This is a genomic window from Streptomyces spiramenti, assembly GCF_012034385.1.
Lineage (GTDB): Bacteria > Actinomycetota > Actinomycetes > Streptomycetales > Streptomycetaceae > Streptomyces > Streptomyces spiramenti.
This window is the reverse complement of the sequence record NZ_JAAVJB010000013.1, coordinates 17910-35517: the sequence shown is the minus strand read 5'-3', so window position 1 is coordinate 35517 and position 17608 is coordinate 17910. Positions and strand designations below refer to the sequence as shown.

Annotated in this window: 16 protein-coding genes; 5 read left to right on the top strand and 11 right to left on the bottom strand. The window is 70.5% G+C overall.

Translation table 11 applies throughout. From position 1 onward, the window contains the following. The first annotated feature begins 83 nt into the window (after positions 1–83). Positions 84–1130 carry a Clp protease N-terminal domain-containing protein gene (locus HCJ92_RS03390; RefSeq protein WP_338053996.1) on the top strand — a complete coding sequence of 349 codons (1047 nt, stop codon included), beginning with the start codon at positions 84–86 and terminating at the stop codon, positions 1128–1130. Between the two features lie 105 nt (positions 1131–1235). Here the strand turns inward: HCJ92_RS03390 and HCJ92_RS03385 are convergent, their stop codons facing one another. Next, entirely contained in the window at positions 1236–2093 is an 858-nt protein-coding gene (locus HCJ92_RS03385) for a LysR family transcriptional regulator (protein ID WP_167931874.1), read from the bottom strand. 107 nt (positions 2094–2200) lie between these two features. Here HCJ92_RS03385 and HCJ92_RS03380 point away from each other — a divergent pair, with 107 nt between their 5' ends. After that, entirely contained in the window at positions 2201–2938 is a 738-nt protein-coding gene (locus HCJ92_RS03380; protein WP_209310677.1) for an SDR family oxidoreductase, read from the top strand. A 134-nt stretch (positions 2939–3072) separates the two neighbouring features. Here HCJ92_RS03380 and HCJ92_RS03375 read toward each other — a convergent pair whose 3' ends face one another. The 9 genes from HCJ92_RS03375 to HCJ92_RS03335 form a co-directional block, all read right to left on the bottom strand. Next, the gene (locus HCJ92_RS03375; RefSeq protein WP_167931873.1) at positions 3073–3756 is read right to left on the bottom strand and encodes a hypothetical protein; all 684 of its coding nucleotides are present in this window, start codon (positions 3754–3756) and stop codon (positions 3073–3075) included. A gap of 128 nt (positions 3757–3884) precedes the next feature. Beyond that, on the bottom strand, positions 3885–4106 hold the full coding sequence (locus tag HCJ92_RS03370; RefSeq protein WP_167931872.1) for a hypothetical protein: 222 nt from the start codon (positions 4104–4106) through the stop codon (positions 3885–3887). Positions 4107–4647: 541 nt separating this feature from the next. Further along, positions 4648–5613, bottom strand: a complete 966-nt coding sequence (locus tag HCJ92_RS03365; RefSeq protein WP_338053995.1) for a thiopeptide-type bacteriocin biosynthesis protein — start codon at positions 5611–5613, stop codon at positions 4648–4650. Next, positions 5610–6761, bottom strand: a complete 1152-nt coding sequence (locus tag HCJ92_RS03360; protein WP_338053994.1) for a lanthionine synthetase C family protein — start codon at positions 6759–6761, stop codon at positions 5610–5612. The genes HCJ92_RS03365 and HCJ92_RS03360 overlap by 4 nt, the downstream gene beginning before the upstream one ends. Further along, a complete protein-coding gene (locus HCJ92_RS03355) occupies positions 6758–9760 on the bottom strand; it encodes a lantibiotic dehydratase (protein ID WP_167931871.1) in 3003 nt (1000 codons plus the stop codon). The genes HCJ92_RS03360 and HCJ92_RS03355 overlap by 4 nt, the downstream gene beginning before the upstream one ends. A 100-nt stretch (positions 9761–9860) precedes the next feature. Next, a complete protein-coding gene (locus HCJ92_RS03350) occupies positions 9861–10061 on the bottom strand; it encodes an FxLD family lanthipeptide (RefSeq protein WP_167931870.1) in 201 nt (66 codons plus the stop codon). A gap of 64 nt (positions 10062–10125) precedes the next feature. Beyond that, positions 10126–11373: a methyltransferase, FxLD system gene (gene fxlM, locus HCJ92_RS03345; RefSeq protein WP_338053993.1), complete on the bottom strand. Its 1248-nt coding sequence runs from the start codon at positions 11371–11373 to the stop codon at positions 10126–10128. Between the two features lie 164 nt (positions 11374–11537). Further along, positions 11538–11942: a hypothetical protein gene (locus HCJ92_RS03340; RefSeq protein ID WP_167931869.1), complete on the bottom strand. Its 405-nt coding sequence runs from the start codon at positions 11940–11942 to the stop codon at positions 11538–11540. Between the two features lie 231 nt (positions 11943–12173). Beyond that, a complete protein-coding gene (locus tag HCJ92_RS03335; RefSeq protein ID WP_167931868.1) occupies positions 12174–12563 on the bottom strand; it encodes an ATP-binding protein in 390 nt (129 codons plus the stop codon). A gap of 411 nt (positions 12564–12974) precedes the next feature. On the opposite strand from HCJ92_RS03335, the gene HCJ92_RS03330 reads away from it, so the two are divergent. The 3 genes from HCJ92_RS03330 to HCJ92_RS03320 are packed head-to-tail and all read left to right on the top strand — an operon-like array spanning position 12975 to position 16010. After that, a complete protein-coding gene (locus tag HCJ92_RS03330; RefSeq protein WP_167931867.1) occupies positions 12975–14309 on the top strand; it encodes a hypothetical protein in 1335 nt (444 codons plus the stop codon). 9 nt (positions 14310–14318) lie between these two features. After that, positions 14319–14879 (top strand): GNAT family N-acetyltransferase, encoded by a 561-nt coding sequence (locus HCJ92_RS03325; protein WP_167931866.1) that lies wholly within the window; start codon positions 14319–14321, stop codon positions 14877–14879. A gap of 42 nt (positions 14880–14921) precedes the next feature. Further along, positions 14922–16010 carry an IS630 family transposase gene (locus HCJ92_RS03320; protein ID WP_167931865.1) on the top strand — a complete coding sequence of 363 codons (1089 nt, stop codon included), beginning with the start codon at positions 14922–14924 and terminating at the stop codon, positions 16008–16010. Here the strand turns inward: HCJ92_RS03320 and HCJ92_RS03315 are convergent. Next, the gene (locus HCJ92_RS03315) at positions 16007–17191 is read right to left on the bottom strand and encodes a PARP domain-containing protein (protein WP_245240542.1); all 1185 of its coding nucleotides are present in this window, start codon (positions 17189–17191) and stop codon (positions 16007–16009) included. The two genes, HCJ92_RS03320 and HCJ92_RS03315, sit on opposite strands and share 4 nt — an antisense overlap. Positions 17192–17608: the final 417 nt, after the last annotated feature.

Sequence of the window (17608 nt, the reverse complement as noted above, 5' to 3'; positions counted from 1 at the left end):
GGGTGGCTCCGCCCTTCGCGTGATGTGGCTCCGGGCGGCGGCGGGGGAGACTCGGCGTCTGAACGTCGAGGCGAGAGGTGGCCGTGTTGGAACCGGACTGGAACACCGCCGGAGTGCTCGGTGCGGCGCGGGGCGCGAACGGAGCGGACGAGGACACCCCCATCGGGACGCAGCACCTGCTGGCCGGCGTGTGCGGCGCGAAGGGCCGGGCCGCGGAGGCCCTGAACGCTGTCGGCGTCACGCGGTCCGCCGCGATCGCGGTACTGCGCCGCAAGCGTGAGACGGACGACGACTGGCAGGGCGACGAGGGCACCGGGGCGAGCGTCGCCGCGACCGACATCCTGGGCGACGACGGCGGGAAGCGGGACCGGTACACCCCTGCCGCCGCGGCGGCGCTGAGGTCCGCCGTGCAGTTCGCCCGCGAGGACGGCGCCGACAGGCTGACCACCGACCACCTGCTGCGGGCGCTGCTGGCCCGGGACGACACCGGTGCGGCGGAGCTGCTGACGCTGTGCGGCTCGTCCCCGCAGGCGGTACGGGACCGGCTCGCCGGCGTCACCACGTCCACGGGGGACGGCCTCGACCCCCTGCTCCACCCGACGCGCGACATCCTGCTGGGCCGCGCGCGCTACCAGCGGATCGGGCTCCGGAGGCGACTGATCGCCAGGTTGGCGAGCATCCAGTGGGCGGATCTGCCGGTGGACTGGGTGCGGCACGAGGCGGGCGAGCAGGCGCGCCGGCTCGGAGACCGCACAGTGCGCACCGAGCACCTGCTGCTGGCGGCACTGGCCGCCCGCGAAGTGACCGCGGCCTACCCGCACATGGTGAACGCATCGGGCACCGGGAAGACCGAACCGTACGCGGGCGGAGCGGAGTTGGCCGAGCGCGGCGTGAGCTACGCAAGGCTCCACCGGGCGCTGAGGCAGGGCGAGGTCGCGCTGCCGAAGGACCCCCGTTCCGCGGACGACTACGTGGCAGAGGCGGTCGGGCTGCACCGGACCCGCGCTGACGCGGAGCGGGACCCGGCGCCGGCGCGGAGCACCGGGCCGCTGGTCGAGTCGCTGTTGGCAGAGCCGACCCGCGCCCGCGCCTTGGTCGAGACGGTGACGTCCGGCCCCGCCGCCGGCTGAGCCCCGCCGCACCGCCCACCTCCCGCCTTCGCCGCCCCGCGCCCGGCGCGCCCGGCGACGCGCACGGACGGCACGGCCGCAGCCGGCGGTGGCACGGCAGCCCGGTCAGAGCCGGGTCGCGGTGCGGACGAGGGCGGCCAGCGCGAGGGAGCGGCTGTGGGCGGGCCAGGCGATGTGGGTCACCACGGGCGGCGCGTCGGTCAGCGGGACCGCGGCGTGCTCGGTCCACAGCCAGGCCCGGGCGGAGTCAGGGTAGACGGCGACGGTTCGCCCGAGCGCGATGAGCTGCGCCAGTTGGGTCTGGTCGGTGATCGCGGGGCCGGGGCCCGGCGGGTGGACGCCGTCGCGGGCCCAGCGGGCGAGCGGCAGGTCGGGGAGGTCTCTCACCTCCGCGAGCGTGAGGTGCGACCGGGCGGCGAGGGGGTGCCGCGCGGGCAGCACGGCGATCTGCCCCTCGGTGACCAGTTCTTCGCTGTCGAAGCCTGCGAGGGAGTTGAACGGCGTGTGCATCAGTGCCACGTCGGCGCGGCCGTCGCGCAGCATCTTGCCCTGTTCGCAGGTACCGCTCGGCAGGATCTCGACCTCGGCCGCGTCGGGTTCCGCGGCGTAGGCGCCCAGCAGCCGCCGGAGCAGGTCGTGGGAGTCGCCGGCCTTCACCGCGAGTACCAGCCGGGTGCGGCTGCCGTCGTTCCCAGCGGCGGCGCGGCGGGTGCGCCGGGCGGCGGCGGTGGCCGCGTCCACCGCGACGCGTCCCTCGTGGCGCAGCACCTCGCCGGCCTCGGTGAGGGCGACACCGCGGCGGTCGCGGGCCAGCAGTGGAACCCCGAGGCGGCGTTCGAGCTGCTGGATCGCGCGGGAGAGCGGCGGCTGCGCCATGCCGAGCCGTTCGGCGGCGCGGCCGAAGTTCAACTCCTCCGCCACCGCGAGGAAGTAGCGCAGCTCGCGGGTCTCCAGGGTGTCCATCCGGCCAGCGTACGGCGCGATACCTGTGGGGTATCACAGGGCACCGCATCGGTGTTGGCGGCGACGGGTGGTCCGGCGTGAGCATCGACGGCATGAGCATCGACGGCATGAGCGACATGAAGACCGCGCTGGTCACCGGCGCGAACAAGGGGATCGGGTACGAGACGGCGGCGGGGCTCGCGGCACGCGGCTACCGGGTGGTGGTCGGCGCCCGTGACGCCGACCGGCGCGAGGCGGCGGTCGAGCGGCTGCGGGCCGGCGGGGCGGAGGCGTTCGGGGTCCCGCTGGACGTGACGGACGACCGGGTCGTGGCCGAGGCCGCCGCGCTGGTCGAACAGCAGGCGGGGCGGCTGGACGTGCTCGTCAACAACGCCGGGATATCCGGCCCGACCGGCCCGGGGTGGGGGCAGGACCCGACCGCACTGGACCTCGACGTCGTCCGCGCCGTGGTCGACACCAACGTCCTCGGCGTCATCCGCGTGACCAACGCGATGCTGCCGCTGCTGCGGCGGTCGGCGGCCCCGCGGATCGTGAACGTCTCCAGTTCGGTCGGGTCCGTGGCGCGGCAGGCCGACCCGTCCGTGCAGGTCGGCCCGGTCATGGCGGCGTACGCGCCGTCCAAGTCCTACCTGAACGCGGTCACCGTGCAGTACGCCCGGCACTTCACGGACACCGGCATCCTGATCAACGCCGTCTGCCCGGGGCTGGTGGCGACCGACTTCACCGGGTTCCAGGCGCCGCGCACGCCGCAGCAGGGCGCGGCGATCGCGATCCGGCTGGCCACCCTGCCGGACGGCGGGCCGACCGGCGGGTTCTTCGAGGACGACGGCGCCGTCCCCTGGTGAGCCGCCCCGTTCCGTCCCCGTCCCCGCCCCGACGCGCACGGGGGCGGGGGCGGGGGCGGGGCGGGGGTGGAACGGTCGGGGCTCGGCAGGCGTCGGGACTCCGTGCAAGGCGCGGGTCGGCACGGATCGGCGGATCAGCGCAGGTAGTGCGCCAGGTAGGCCCGCTGGGCGGGCGGGAGCGCGGTGTCGTCGGCGAACCGGTCACGGGCGTGGCCCCAGAGGTTGTTCTCCGTCCAGAACCGGTACGCGAACTCCTCGAACGACTCGGCGCAGGCGTGGAAGTGGGTGCGGAGGGTGTCCAGCTCGGCCGGAGTGAACTCCGGCTCCTCCTCCTCATCGTTGTGCATCAGCGGCGAGACGACGATGGCGGTCGGCTTGCCGGGGCGCAGGTAGAGGTACCAGATCAGGCAGTCCTGCTGGTCGCGCAGGAACTGCACGAACCGCGCGCTCGGATCGAACGGGCACGGCAGTGGGTCGGAGATGTCGGTCCAGCAGGCCGCCACCGACACCTCGTCCAGGGCGGCGAGGAGCCCGCTGTGCGTGTAGAAGGTGGTGAAGTCCGCGGGGAGGCTCAGCCCGGTCTCGGACAGGCGCTGGGCGAGGAACTCCAGGGCCGCGACCTCGCCGGGGACGGGCCGGCCCTTCGCCGCCAGCCAGTCGAAGGTGCCGACGAACCGGGCCGGGTCCAGCGGGGGCAGCGACTCCAGCGGATAGCGCTGGTAGGTCGCGTCGCAGGGCCGGTAGGAGCCCAGGTCGCTCCCCCACCAGGCCGTGTCGAACCCGGTGTGGTGCAGGGTGGTCGTCGTGGGTTCGCTCATGGGTTCCTCCGCGCCGCGCCCGCTCCGTCAGATGCTCCTTCGAAGCATCGCACCGGCCACTGACAATCGGGCCCGGTCCGGGCGTCACCGCAGGTCCGACGGGCGAGGAGCGCACTCGACGCCGGGTGTCAGCGGCGGTGCCGCCGGCGGGGTCGGGTGATCACCACGGGGGTGCGGGGCGGCAGCGTGACCCGCACGGTGCCGTCCAGTTCGAGCAGCACGAGTCCGCCACGGTGCTCGGTGAAGCTGACGGGCGGCGCCCCGCCCGCGAACGCGACCAGGTCGCCGATGCGCACCTGGTCGGCAGTGAGCCGGAGCGACGAGGCACGGAGCGACGGGAACCCGGTCATCGCGTGGCCCTCCGCGCCGGGCGCTGGCCGGCCGTCCGGCGCCGGGCGAGCCGGGCGCTGCCGAAGCCGCTGTCGTCGGGCACGGGACCTCCGGTGAGCGGTGGGAGAGAAGCGCCGTCCAGCGGCGCTCGGACGGCGGTTAGGGCGGCCACCTGGGCGGCGGTTCGGGCGCGGCTGACCAGCCTTCGGTCGTGCCGTACGGGATGACGGCCGCACGGGAGGCAGCAATGTGTCCCGATCGACCTCCGAACGAGGTGGTGACGCGTGAACGCTGTTGCACCTCGTGAGTGAGATGGACGTTGCTGTTGCCACACAGCTGCGCGCCGCTGTGGCGGAGCTGCACTACGCCGGCGGGGGTCGCCTGGTGTGGGATCTGGAGCAGGTGACGTTCTGCGCGCCGGGTTGCGCTGCGGGGACAGGCTGGCCGTCGTCGCCCCGCGTGCGGGGGTACTGGGGCGGTGACCGTGCTGCGGCGAGGCGACCGGGGGCCACTCCTTCGAACTGTGAGGAAGCAGCCCGGGTGTGGGGTACTCCGGCCGGCTCATCGGTCAAGGACGGCCTCCCGCGCCGCGCGGGACCAGATGGATTGCTGGCGGAGATCGAAGCCCATTCGGTTCCAGTGGAAGAGAACGTGGCGTGCGAGAACGCCTCGCTTCCCCAAGCCGATTTTGCCGCTGCCGGCCGCGGTCGCCAGCGCCCGCCCGCTGTGCTCCAGCCTCTCGATCCAGGACCGTACAGAGGCGAGGGCCCCGGCGTCGAGAAGGGGACGGGCATCCGAGAGGAGGAGGTGGCGCATGGGTTCGACCATGCTGCTGGCCTGCTCCGGGGACACGTTCCCGGGCAGCGGACGGCGCTCTTCGACGCGTCCCCACACATCCCCCTGTTCACCGAACTCCAGGCCAGCGGCCCGCATGAGCAACGTCATGGCGAACAGGGACGTCGTCTTGGCGTCGAGGGTTCTCTCCCTTCGGTCTGCCGCGATGCCGAGGTAGCCGAGCACACCGACACTGTCGGCGTGGAACAGCTTGTGCGCGAGCATCACGCCAACCGGACCCCCGAACGCGATGGCCTCGGGCTCGTACCGGGTCGAGGTCCACTCCGTGACGACGCTCAACGAGACCGAGCTTTCGAGCGCTTCGCTGACGTGGCGGACAGCGTCCTCGGGCGAAGCGTCCACGGCGGGGTGGTAGCGCAGGCGCCAGTGCGGGTGCTTCCGCACGAACCACCAGGTGCCGACGGGGCCGCCGTGGAGCGCGGGTGCGAGGTAGGAGCGGAAAACTTGGTCTCCGGAAGCGTAGTCGCGGAAGCGGATGTTGGCCTGGTGCCAGGCGGACGGTTCGGCGTCGAGGGCGGCTCGACCGGCGGCCCGGTACCTCTCGATCGCCTCCGAGAGAGCGGCGGCCTGGGTGCCCGCGGTGCGGGCGGCCTCCTCGACCGTGGCACCGGCGAGGACGGCCAGGACGGCATCTTCGATAGCGTCGGGCTCGTGCACTGCTTCCTCTCTCACACCAGCAGGAGGCAGGTGTCCCAGCGCCCCTGGGGCTCGGTACCCGACGCGGCGTCTTGGAAGGCGAGGGCGGCACCGGCCCTTCCGATGAGGAATCCCGGGTCTTCTGGCGCGTCCACACTCAGGACCCTGCCGGTGAGCATGTCGATGTGATCGCCGAAGGTGGCGGGAGATTCGGCGTCTTGGGCGACGCGCTGCGCGGTACGGAGCAGGCCGCCGAAGCCGTGGCACAAGCCGCGGTCTGCCACCGTGTCGAGCTGGCTCGGGTCGCTCAGGCAGTGCAGCAGGGCGCGCTCGGCCATCTGCTTGCGTGCCTGGTCTGCGAGCACGATGCCGGCGAGCTGTTGGGCACGGGCCAGCCCTGGGGTGCCGTAGCACCACGAGGGAACGGCCGGTTGCGTGTCGGCTGGGCCTCGGTGGCTGACCCAGCGCGGCCAGCGGGGTCCGCCGTGCTCGTCCTGCCAAATCTGGTCAAGCCACCGGCAGATGCGGTGGACGGCTGCTTCGTGCCCGTCCACAGTGACTCCCGCTCGCAGCGCGAGCGAGAGAAGAGCGAGCGGGCCGCTGATGCCATGCGCCAGTCCGGCGTTGGCGTGTCCTCCGGGGGTGGCCGTCGTGTCGCTGGCCGGGGCGTGGTCGACCCACCACCCGGGCACGGTTTCGCCCGTCACACCGAGGGTGGGTTCGGTCAGGCGGACGAGGTACTCCAGGACTCTCTTCAGTTGCGGGCCGCGGGGTTCACGGCGGAGGAGCAACGCGCCGATGCCCGTCAGGCCGCGGAACAGGTCGTACTCGACGAAGGCCGGACGACGGCCGGCATCGATCCGGGCGTGTGCGATGGACAAGCGTTGCCGGGTGTGATGGTCAATGGCGGCGTCGAGCGTGCGTAGTGCGCCTGCGTAGCGGTCGGTGCCGTCGGCGGCCAGATGCAGGGCGAGGGCCATCGCCGGGACCCCGAGGAAGAGGTTGGCGTCTCGTCCGTCGATGAGCGGTCCGATGTGGGCGAGGGTTCGGTGCACCTCGCTCCAGTCTCCGGTGCCGCGGCGAGCGCGTTCGATGTCCAACAGGGAGGTGCCCAGGGGGCCGTGAGCCAGAGATTGCCGGGAGACCATTGCGGCGTCGGGGGACGAGGGTGAGGTGGTGGTCACCGAGTGTCTCCTTGGTGGCGGACGGACCTGGACAGGGCTGCGGCGCGGGCCGTGCGGCGGCAGCGGGCTTCGGCGTCGGGGTCGATGCCGGCGACGCGGTTGTGGTGCATGTGCAGCAACGACGGCAGGACGTCGGCCGGATCGAGCCGTGCTGTGTCGAGAGCGCGGCGGTAGTCGGCGAGGGCTTCCTGCCGGTTCTTCCAGGAGTCCTGGACGGCGTTGCCCTCGGGGAACTCGTTCAGAGCGTGGCCTGCTTCGTGCCGGTCGGTGAGTCGGCGGGCGAGGTCCTGTGTGGGGCGCGGGGCCGCCGCGCCGTCGGCTCGCAGGAGGTTGTGGATCAGCCAGTTGCGTCCTTCGGTAGCGGAGCCGAGTAGGCCGGTGGCTATGTCCAGGTAGGAGGCGGCGGTGATTGCGGGGCGAAGGTCTGAGGGCAGGGCGACGCGCATCTGTGCCAGGGCAGCGGTGGAGTCGGTGGCGAAGAACCGCTCAGCGGCGGCCAGGACGGTGCCTTCGCCGTAGCGGCCGGTCTCCGGCTGGTCGGTGTCCCACTGAATGCGGTGGATCAGGCCCTCTTCGCGCAGCTCGGCCGCCCATCTGGCGACCGCGCCCGCCGCAGCTCCGAACTCACCTGGAGCTGGCAGCAGCAGCCGGACGCGCAGGTGCGGGTCGGGGTCCGCGTATCGGGTGAACCACAGCTGCGACGGTGCCGGCAGGCCCTCCAGCAGACGTGGAAGATGGTCGGTGAGTACTTCGGTGGCGCGGGCCTGGCTGCCGTAGACCTTCAGGTACGCCCGGGCCGTGGCGCCCGGCAGTCGCGCGGTGGAGCGTTGGACCACCGTCCTGCAGGCCGGTGCGGGTACGGGGTGCTGATCGGCGGCGAACGACATGGTCACCTCATGCGCCCGCCCGATCCAGCCGTAGGCGCTCTCCTCCGGTGCTTCGTGCAGGGCGAGAACGCCGTGGCGGTCCAGTTCGGCTCGGAGCAGGTCGAGGTGGCCCGGCCGGTCGAGGTCCAGACGGAGCTGCTGGTCGCTGGAGCCGACGTACACAGCCTGGGGGACCCCGTACGTGCTGCGCCAGGCGGTGAAGTCCTTGGTCCACCGTCGCCGGTCGAAGAAGTCGTTGGAGCGAAGCCGCCAGCATGCCGGGGACAGGGTGGTGCGGCCGTAGCGCACTTCCGGCAGGAAGGGCAGCCGGCTTGCGGCTCCCCAGGCGAAAGGGACCAGGACGGCGGCGTGCGAGCGGTGCACCTCGGCCAGGAACCGGGACAGCGGGTGGGTCGCTGTGCTCAGCTCGACAGCGCTCATCGCAGAGGGTTCGAGGCACTGCCCGGAGGAGATGGAGACGAGGTAGAGGCGCCCGGCGTCGGCGACGACGCCCAGGTCGTCGAGGGCAACTGTGGCGTCGGGGTTGTGCTCACCGACGGCCAGCACCTCGGGTGCGACGACGGGCGCCCGCCCGACGTTATCGATGTGGCGCCGCAGTGGTGGCGCTGAGATCTGGGGACGAGCCGCCCCTTCGGTCAGAGTGGGAAGCGTGGCGTACTCGACAGCCATCCGTGTCTGGTCGGGGGGATCCAGTATCGGCAGGAAACGCCCCGTGAGTGTTCCCGCCGCCAGGGACAGGCCAACGGTGGAGAGGGTGAAGCGGCCCTCGGTCAACGCGCGTGTGGACCGCGCGAGCACGCTGAAGCACAGCTCGACGTGAGCGGGGACGGCCGTGGGTTCTCCGAGGGAAAGAGCCTCGACGTCCTCCTCGGTGAGGACGATCTCGCGCTGGTTGTTGAGGGCAGCGTCCTGCGCGAGGCGGAGAAGGTGTTCGTCGCGAGGCGTGGTGGCGAGGGTGGGCCGAGGCAGCACCGTGCTGCGGTAGCCAACTGGAAAGCCCAGGCCGGTGTCAGCGTCGGTGAGTTCGCGGACGGGGATGACGGTGCCCATCGAGTACCGCTCCAGGAACCGGTTGCGGTAGTCCTGCCAGGCGGCAGAGCCGCGCGGGTACGGCGTGATCCTCGCCATCAGGCGGAGGGCGTGCTCGGCCTCGTGCGCGACCGCGTGGGGCAAGGTGATGTCACAGCCGGGGCGGACGTTGATCACCAGCGTGCGCGCGGCGCCGGTAAGTGAGGCCATTGCGTCCGTCGCCTTGGCTCGGAGGCCCGGCTGATCCGCGGGATGAGCGTGGTTGTGGAGGTCCAGGAGGCGATGAACAGAGCGGAGTTGAGCGGCGGTCGCTGTGTCGGCGCCGGTCTCATCAAGCCTGGCGACTACGTGGCCCAGGCCATCGGGATGGGTCATCGGAGCCCGGAGTTCGGTCAGCAGAACTCTGTGCGTGACGAGGCCGCGTACCAGCTCTTCGATGGCTCCCTCCGGTGCGCCGGGGAAGCTGGTGCCCAGCTCGTCTACGAGGACGTGGGTCGGGATCGGGGCGTGGGCCAGCTTCAGAGCGTGTTCAGCGACTCGGGTGCGCCGGAGGCTGGTATCGGTGGGGCCCTCCTTGCCCGGCTGGTTCATGACGACGATGCGCGAGCCGCGTACGACGTGCGTGGGGTCGACGACAACCTTCAGGTACCGCAGGACGGCCGGGGTGCGCTCCAGGGCGGCGGTGACTTCGTGCAGCCAGGAGGCGTCGGCGAACCCGAAGGCCCGGTTCCTCGGCTCCCACCGGACGTGCGCTTGCTGGCCGGTGTGCGCGACAGCCGGCCCCGCGAACAGCCCGAACGGCGTCGCGCGATGGCGCATCCTCAAAAGGTAGCGGGCCAGGGACCGGCTGACTCGGCGGACCCGCAACGGCTCGACAGTGCCCTGGATCACTTCCTCGATGGCCGACGCAAGTGAGGGCGAGGCATGAGCGATGGCCTCGGCCCGGGAGCCGTCTTCCCATGCCTGCTCCACCCATGCGCGGATCTGCTCGATGCCGGCGTCCTCTCCCGGCCATGCGGGCACAGGGGTGGCGAGCGGGAGCACCGATGCTCTGATCAGGCTTGCGTCAATGTGACGGTACATCCGTACTCCTACTCCTTGAGGCCGCGGGTTCCTGGGGGCGGGCGTCTCGCTGAACGCGCGCCCCCAGTGCCCCGTCAACTCGGGACGGTTCTGCTGGGGATCACCCGCCGACGCAGGTGCTGTTCGAGCAGGCCGACTGGCAGGTGGAGGTGCAGCCGTCGCTGGTGTCGTTCAGCAGCGCGCCGAGGACGGGCGCCGAGGAGAAGGTTTCGATATCCAGGTCGAAGTCCCCGCCGTTGGTGTAGAAGTCCGTTCCCGCCTTGAGCACGGTGCCGGACGTGGAGCTGGTCTGCTGTGCCATTTCGCTCTCCTCCAGGGAGGCCGTAGGGAGGTGCTGTGCTCCCCGGCCGGTAGCCGCGGGGCGGCTACGGCCAGGTGATCGTGATCCGCGAGTGCCGTCGCTCGACGCGTCGGCCACCGGCGGGAAGTCGGGCGTCCGGAGTACCTGCCGGGTAGACCTCGATGCGCGCTCGGTGACCGCGGTGATCCCGGTCCCAGGTGCGGATCTCCTCGGCAAGGAGCTCGGCGAGTGCGTGCCCCTGCGGGCCGTGGCCGATCGCGCCCAGCTCGTAGCGGTCCTGTTGGTCCGTGGGGCGTACGGTGCGGTAGGCGAGACTGTCTCCATCCACGAGCGTGGGGATGCCGAGCGGCGAGGCCGACGCGACCAGTCCGCGCGCACGTGCACCGGGCTTCGCGGTCAACAGCGGCAGGTTGTCCAACGCGGTGGTCAGCCACAGGTCGAGGTGTTCGTTGGACTCGCTGCCGCCGAGCGTCACGCCGGACCACCGCACGGTCCTCGGCAGCGACAGGGCTGTGGCGAGCGCGGCGGTGTCCGGCTCAGGGTGGCCGTCCAGGCGCAGGCCGACCTCCTCGCCAACTTCCTCGTGGAGGACCGCGAGCCTGACCCGGTTCTCTCCGATGCCCTGCATGGGCACGAAGCCGCACAGCTCGAACCCGTCGCTGACGAGCCGATCACCGTCACGGACGAAGGCCACGGTGCGGGTCAGGCCGCGCAGCCGGAGCGGCACGACGAGGCGTCCGCCGTCCTTGAGCTGGGCGACCCAGGCCGGCGGGATGTCGGCGGCCTGCACGGTGACGATGATCCGGTCGAACGGCGCATGGGCAGGGTCGCCGTGCTCCGCATCACCGGTGAGCACGGTGACGTTGCGATAGCCCGTCTCCTCCAAGAAGGCAGTGGCTCGGTCGGTCACGTCCGGGTCGATGTCCATGGTCACTACGCGCCCGTCCTCGCCGACCATCTCTGCGAGGTTGGCCGCGTTCGGCCCGCCCGAGCCGATCTCCAACACGGACATCCCCGGTGCGATGTCGCCCTGTTCCATCTGCATCGCCTGGACGCGCGGCGCGGACACAGAGCTGAGGTCCACCCCGTGCTCATCGGTCTTGGTGATCGTCGCGATCTCGGCGCTGTACGTAGAGGCCATGTCCGCCTCGGGCGTGGCCAGGTGTCGACGAACCGTTCGGAACGCAGCCACCACGCCGGGGCTTCGGGCCGCTCCGATCTCGATCAGGCGCTCTGCCAGTGCGTCACGCAACTGCTCTTCCTCCGGCACCTCTTGGCCGGCGAGTGTGGTCATCTCGGGCACGTTGTTCACGCGGTTCTCCTCCACAGCGGGGTTCTCCTGAGCCTGGTTGGTCGGATCTGGGGGTCGGTACGGAGCCGTGGGGGCTCGCGCGTCGGGGACGAGGCGGAAGCCCCGCGCCGGGTTGCCAACCGCCTGAATGGCCGGTCCGTTACATCCGGTGCGGCGGGCAATTCTCAACGCAGAGCTGGGGCTTCCAGGTGGTCTCTCACGGCTGGCAGAAGGGTGCGCATGTCAAGCAGCTGATCCGAGGGTCCAGAACCGTTCCAGGCAACCGCGTCGGTCTCGCTGCGGGCGATGACGAGAGCTGCGGGCGCCAGCGCCTGATCGAGCCGGTCCCCCGTGGCACCGAGCCGGTGCTGGGCCGGGGGCACCAGTTGCTCCACCTCGGGTACGCGGGCTGCCTCCGACGGCGCCGGCAGTCGCACCGCTACCCAGTGCTCCATCTCTTCGTCCAGTGCTGCCTCACGCGCCGACGACTCGGCGCGGTAGCGGCGAGCGCCCCACACCACGCCCGCAGCCAGCACGGTGGCGGCCACAGGGACGGCGACGGCCCACGCGTCCAGTAGGTCAGTGATCACGGCTCTCCCAAGAGCGAAACAGGGGTGTGCGTGGCGCCGCCAGCTGCTTCCTCCGGGGGGAGGAGGCAGACACACCAGCGGCGCCGTCACTGCGCGCCGGTGACGGATCGGCGCGCAGCCGCCCTCCGGCGACAGGAGGGTGGCCCGAACGGTGCGAGCCGGGCCTGTGCGTGCCGCCCGGGGGTGGTGGTCCCGGGGCTGCGGGTTGACTCCTCCGCAGCGCCGGGACGTCTATGTGGCGAGGACGCGAGCCCACACGTCCTTGCCAGGCACGCCCGGATGCCGACTCACGCCCACGTCGTGGGCCAGTTCCTCTACGAGGGCCAGTCCTCGGCCGCACTCGTCATCGAGCCCCGCTGCCCGTTGCTCGGGGGCAGCGTCGACGCGGTCGTGCACCGAAACCGTGACGCTGTCGGGGGCAAGCCCGCCCCGCTGTACCTCGACGGTCACGGTCACCGTTTCGCCGGCCGATCCCGTGCTCCCGTGCTGTACGGCGTTGGACACCAGCTCACTCGTAATCAGCACCACGTCGTCAAGTTGCTCACCGAGCCAGCCGCTCCGGAGCAGGTCCCGAACCCACGATCGGGCCGTCCCAACCGAGCCGGTACAGCTGGTCAGCACCAGCCGACCTCCTGGATGGCTCGGCACGGCCGTAAGGCGGATCACCGGACCTCGGCGCGGTCTGCTCTCCGGCCGGCGCCGGTTGAGGTTCCTGCCACGCAAGTGGTCGGTCGTGGGGTCACACGGATACATGGCGTCGTCTCCGAGCTGCTCTGCGGCGCGGAGATAGTTGGTCGTCTCACCACGACCAGACCCTGGCGTGCCCAGTTGACCACTCTCCGCTATGTCTGTGTCGAGCCTGGCCGACGCTGACTTCTCCGGCTAGCCCCAGAGTTCGCCCAACCCTCACCAGAACGCTGCATGTCTTGCCAGACTTGAGCCATAGTCACCACAGGCGTGTTATCGGGTGTGAACAGCAGTCGCTGTGGGGCATGGTGAGACCAGCGGCATCTCTTGCTAGGCGGAGGACGCATGGCGACAGTGTTCGAAAGCTACATTCAGGGGCATCGCCTCAGCGAGTACCAGGTCTTCATGAACGAATTTCGGCGCGCCGCGCAGAGAGTCGCCGAACAGGACAGAGATCCAGCTGTCGCGCGTCTGGTCATCTCGGAAAACACGTTCAACCGATGGCGCCGCGGTGAAGTGAAGCCGCAGCGTGACGCACGCAGAGTTCTGCACCAACTGACCGGCGCGAGTGTGGATTCACTCTGGGCGACAGAGAATAACTGCGAGGGACCTCAGAGCGCGGATGTCGCGGCACCCGACGGGTATGCGACCAGCGCCAGTGAAATGCGAAGGAGAGCGCAGATGGCAGCACGACGCGCGGAGGAATTCGCGATGGGAACCGAGCGCGGGATCGTAGGCGACGAGAGGATCGGCTTTGTCACCGATCGCGTTCAGGCTCTCATCGAGCAGTACCCGCGAGTGGCCCTCCCGCAGATCTGGGACGACCTCTTCGAGACGCAGGACCAGGTGTTCCGTCTCATTGAGAGCGGACGAGCCAAGCCGTCGCAGCTCAGGGACCTGCATGTGCTCGCCACCATCGTGTCGTTCCACGCTTCGAAGGCATCTCACGACATGGGCGACCCCTACCTCGCGCTGACTCAGGCGCGTGCCGCCGGCGTGTGTGCCGAACAGGCAGAGTACCCCGGCCTTGTGGCCCTCTCGTACGGCCTGCGCTCCCTGATCGCATTCTGGGCTGGGCGCCCGAGTGAGGCAATGCACTACGCCCAGCGCGGCACAGCTGCGAACCCTCAGGCAACGGGCACGTCCGCCGTCTGGCTCAGGAGCCTCGAAGGCCGGGCAGCAGCAGCCCTGGGCCGTGAAGAAGCCGCCATGAGCGCCATCCAGCAGGGGCAGCGGCTTCGTGGCGCCGTACGCCCGGACGAACTCGACCGCCTCGGCGGTCTGCTGGCTTTCCCCGAAGCACGGCAGGCGTACTACACGGCGGAGACCCGTGTGCTGCTCGGCCACGGTGGACCTGAGGTCACCAGCCTCACGGAAGGCGCCGTCAAGGCACTCAGCGACCGCACCTCACCGGAGTGGTCGTTCAGCGACCTTGCCGGAGCGCAGTGCGCCCTCGCGGCGAGCCGGCTGAGCGAAGGCGAGCTGGACGGTGTCGCCGATGCGGTGCGTCCCGTGCTCGACCTCTCACCTGGGCTGCGCACCCGCGGCATCGTCCTCTCAACGGGGCGCGTCGCCTCCGCCTTGCAGAGCGGCCCCCATGCGGCTGTGCCTCTCGCGACCTCCCTCGCCGAGGAGATCGAGGCTTACCCTGCCGCGCGCATGGCGCTGCCGGGCCGTTAGGTTCCGGGGATGGTCAACAAGCCCCCGAACCGGCTGCGTCTCCGAGAGGTCCGCCGCGACGACATCGAAGCCCTCCACGCCATCTACGGAGACGCGGCGACGACGCAGCACCTCTCCTTCGAGCCGCGCACACCAGAACAGGTGGCCTCGATCATCGACCGGTCGATGGCGTCCGCGGTCGAAAGCCCACGCACCGAGCACTGCGTCGCATTCACCCTGGCGAGCAGCGACGAACTCGTTGGCTTCGGTCGGCTGGCGCGCGACCCTCACCAGATGCGTGCGGCTACGGTGGGGTTCGCGATCCACCGCAGCTTGTGGGGGCAAGGGCTGGGGGTCGAGTCGCTGACTCTTCTCCTGGGCCTTGGCTTCGACGAACTGAACCTACACCGGGTCTGGGGAGCTCGATCGCCACTGAACGCAGCCTCGAAACGCACCATGGAGGCCGTGAACATGACGCAGGAAGGCGTCATTCGCGAGCACGTACTGAAAAACGGTTCGTGGCGCGACTCTGTCGTTCACGCAATTCTCGACCGGGAATGGCATCAGGGAACTCCCAATGCCGGCACCTAGTGCCCTGAGTTGTTAGTTCTTTGGCGGTTGTAGGGTTGGGGGATGCCGGGTCCGAAGCCGTTGCCGTTGGAGTTGTCCGAGCGTGAACGCCGCGTACTGCGCGACTGGTTGCGGAAGCGATCCGCGGGCCAGGCTCTGGTGCTGCGCGCGCGGATCGTGCTGGCATGTGCCGGGGGTCGCCCGAACGCGCAGGTCGCGCAGGAGCTCGGCATCTCGCGGGAGACGGTGCGCAAGTGGCGGTCCAGGTACGCCGCCGACCGCCTTGAGGGGCTGGTCGACGCTCCGCGCTCCGGTGCCCCGCGCCAGATCACGGACGAGCAGGTCGAGTCCCTGGTCGCCAGGACCTTGGACGAGAAGCCGCCGTCGGGGGATTCGCACTGGTCGTCGCGGTCGATGGCTGCGGCGACGGGCATGTCGCAGTCGGCCGTCTCCCGGATCTGGCGGGCGTTCGGCCTCAAGCCGCACATCGTGCAGACATGGAAGCTCTCCACCGACCCCGAGTTTGTCACCAAGGTCCGTGACGTGGTCGGCATCTACCTGTCCCCGCCGGAGAACGCCTTGGTCCTGGCGGTGGACGAGAAGTCGCAGATCCAGGCCTTGGACCGTACTCAGCCCGTACTGCCGCTGGCGCCGACCGTGCCGGCGCGGATGACGCACGACTACGTCCGGCACGGCACCACAAGCCTGTTCGCCGCCCTGGACATGGTTTCCGGCTCGGTCATAGCCCAGCACTACCGCCGCCACCGGCACCAGGAGTTCCTCCGCTTCCTGAGAACCATCGACTCCGCCGTACCCAAGGATCTGGACCTGCACCTGGTCCTGGACAACTATGCGACACACAAGACCGAGGCGGTGAAGAAGTGGCTGGTCCGCCATCCCCGCTTCCACCTGCACTTCACCCCCACCTCCGCGTCCTGGCTCAACCTCGTCGAGCGCTGGTTCGCCGAGCTGACCTGCCGCAAACTCCGCCGCTCAACCCACCGCAGCGTCGTCGAGCTGGAACGGGACATCCGCGGCTGGATCAACGAGTGGAACAAGGACCCCAAGCCGTTCGTGTGGACCAAGACCGCCGACCAGATCCTCGAGACTCTCGCCGCATACTGCACACGAACTAACAACTCAGGACACTAGGGCTGCGGCCGATAGCGAACACGAACCTCGGGGTAGAGCAGCGCCTTGTCCTTGATGAGGAACTCGTTCGTCCCGGTCTTGCCTGTCCGCCGCGGCTTCTTCTTGAGGCCCGGGCTCACGACCGAGGTCGAGCCTTCCTTGAGGGTGGTGTGGTCCTGCGCGCGTCTGTCCTGCCAGAGGTGCGCGAAGTCGGGCGAACCGATGAGCCCGCGCATCAGCATCATCTCCCGGGGAGGGTGCCCGGGATTCCGGCACTCGGGGTCCTCGCACTGCGGACACGCGAAGTACGTCTGCGCCTTGGAGCTGTTGTCGGCCACGTACGTGCCCTGGCCCAACACGCCGTACTGCGGCTTGTCGGCGGTGCCCTTGTTGCGGCCCAACGAGGGCGCCGGACCGCTCTCGTTCATCAGGTCCATGACGTGTCCGCTGGTGCCGTGCCAGAAGAAGGCCTCACCGGCGGTCTGCGGGGCCTGTGGACCCGGACGATCCGGCCGCGGGAACGACGACCGTGAAGATGTCGCCGCCGCGCCCCCGAGGTCGGGGCGGCTCCCGGTGGACCACGGAATCCGCTCGCTCCCGTCCCTGCCCGCCTGCAGCGACTGGTGGTAGAGCTGACGGTTGGCCACGTACTTCTCCCAAAGCTGGGGATTGGCGCAGACCTCGATACTTTCGATCGCCATGAGACCACTGCGGGGAGGCGGCGGGCCGCCGGACTCGCCTTCCTGAAGCCGCCGGGTGTGAGCGGACCGCTGCTCCGGAGTGAGGTTCGGGTCGGCGAGTCGATCCCGCGACTGAGCCATTCGGGTCGCTTCGCCCTTCGGGGCGGTGACGGGCGCCAGCTCCTGGGAGAGCCGGGCGTACTCCTGGATGGCGGTGAACACGGGATGCCCGGGCGGCAGATCGGCCACGAAGTAGCCTTTTCCGGAGTCGCTCCAGTCCAGCTGGTTCCAGTAGTCCGGGATTTCTCGACCCAGCTGGGCGTCGAGGCCGGCCGGCAGACCGGGCGGTGTCGCGGTCGCCGCTGCGGCAGGCGCACGTTGCACCGTGCTGCCGCGTGCGAGGGCGCGGGAGACAGCGGCGTTTCCGGCAAGGCGTTGAAGGGTCAGGATGTCTGCCGTCGGCCGGGTGGCCCCCGCTGGAGCGGGGCGCGTGACCGCAGCTCGCGCGCCGGTGCTCTGCACGCCTGCACGACTCCGTGCCCGCACGGACCGCTCCTCACCCCGGGGTCAGTCTTCCCGCACAGCCTCCATCCATATGACTGTCACACGACAGGACATCCAGGGCAGACGGAGGGGCAGGATGGACGACTCCACGGTGCAGGGTCCGGGCTCCCCCGAGCAGGCGGCGTCACAGACCTGCTCCACACGGGCACGCGGTTCTGGGCCGAGTCCCGCGCCTGTGCGCGTCCGAGAACCCCACCGTCCACCGCACACCGCCCGGGGCACCGACGACGTCGCTACGGCACCTCCCGCAGTCGGTGCTGCAACCGCCTGCCGGTCCTCAGCCGGACGCGGGCGGTTCGCTCCCGTCTCCGGCGGGATCGCCCGCCATCGGCCGTTTTCTCACGCCGGTTGGCGCATCGAGCATCCTCGTCCGCC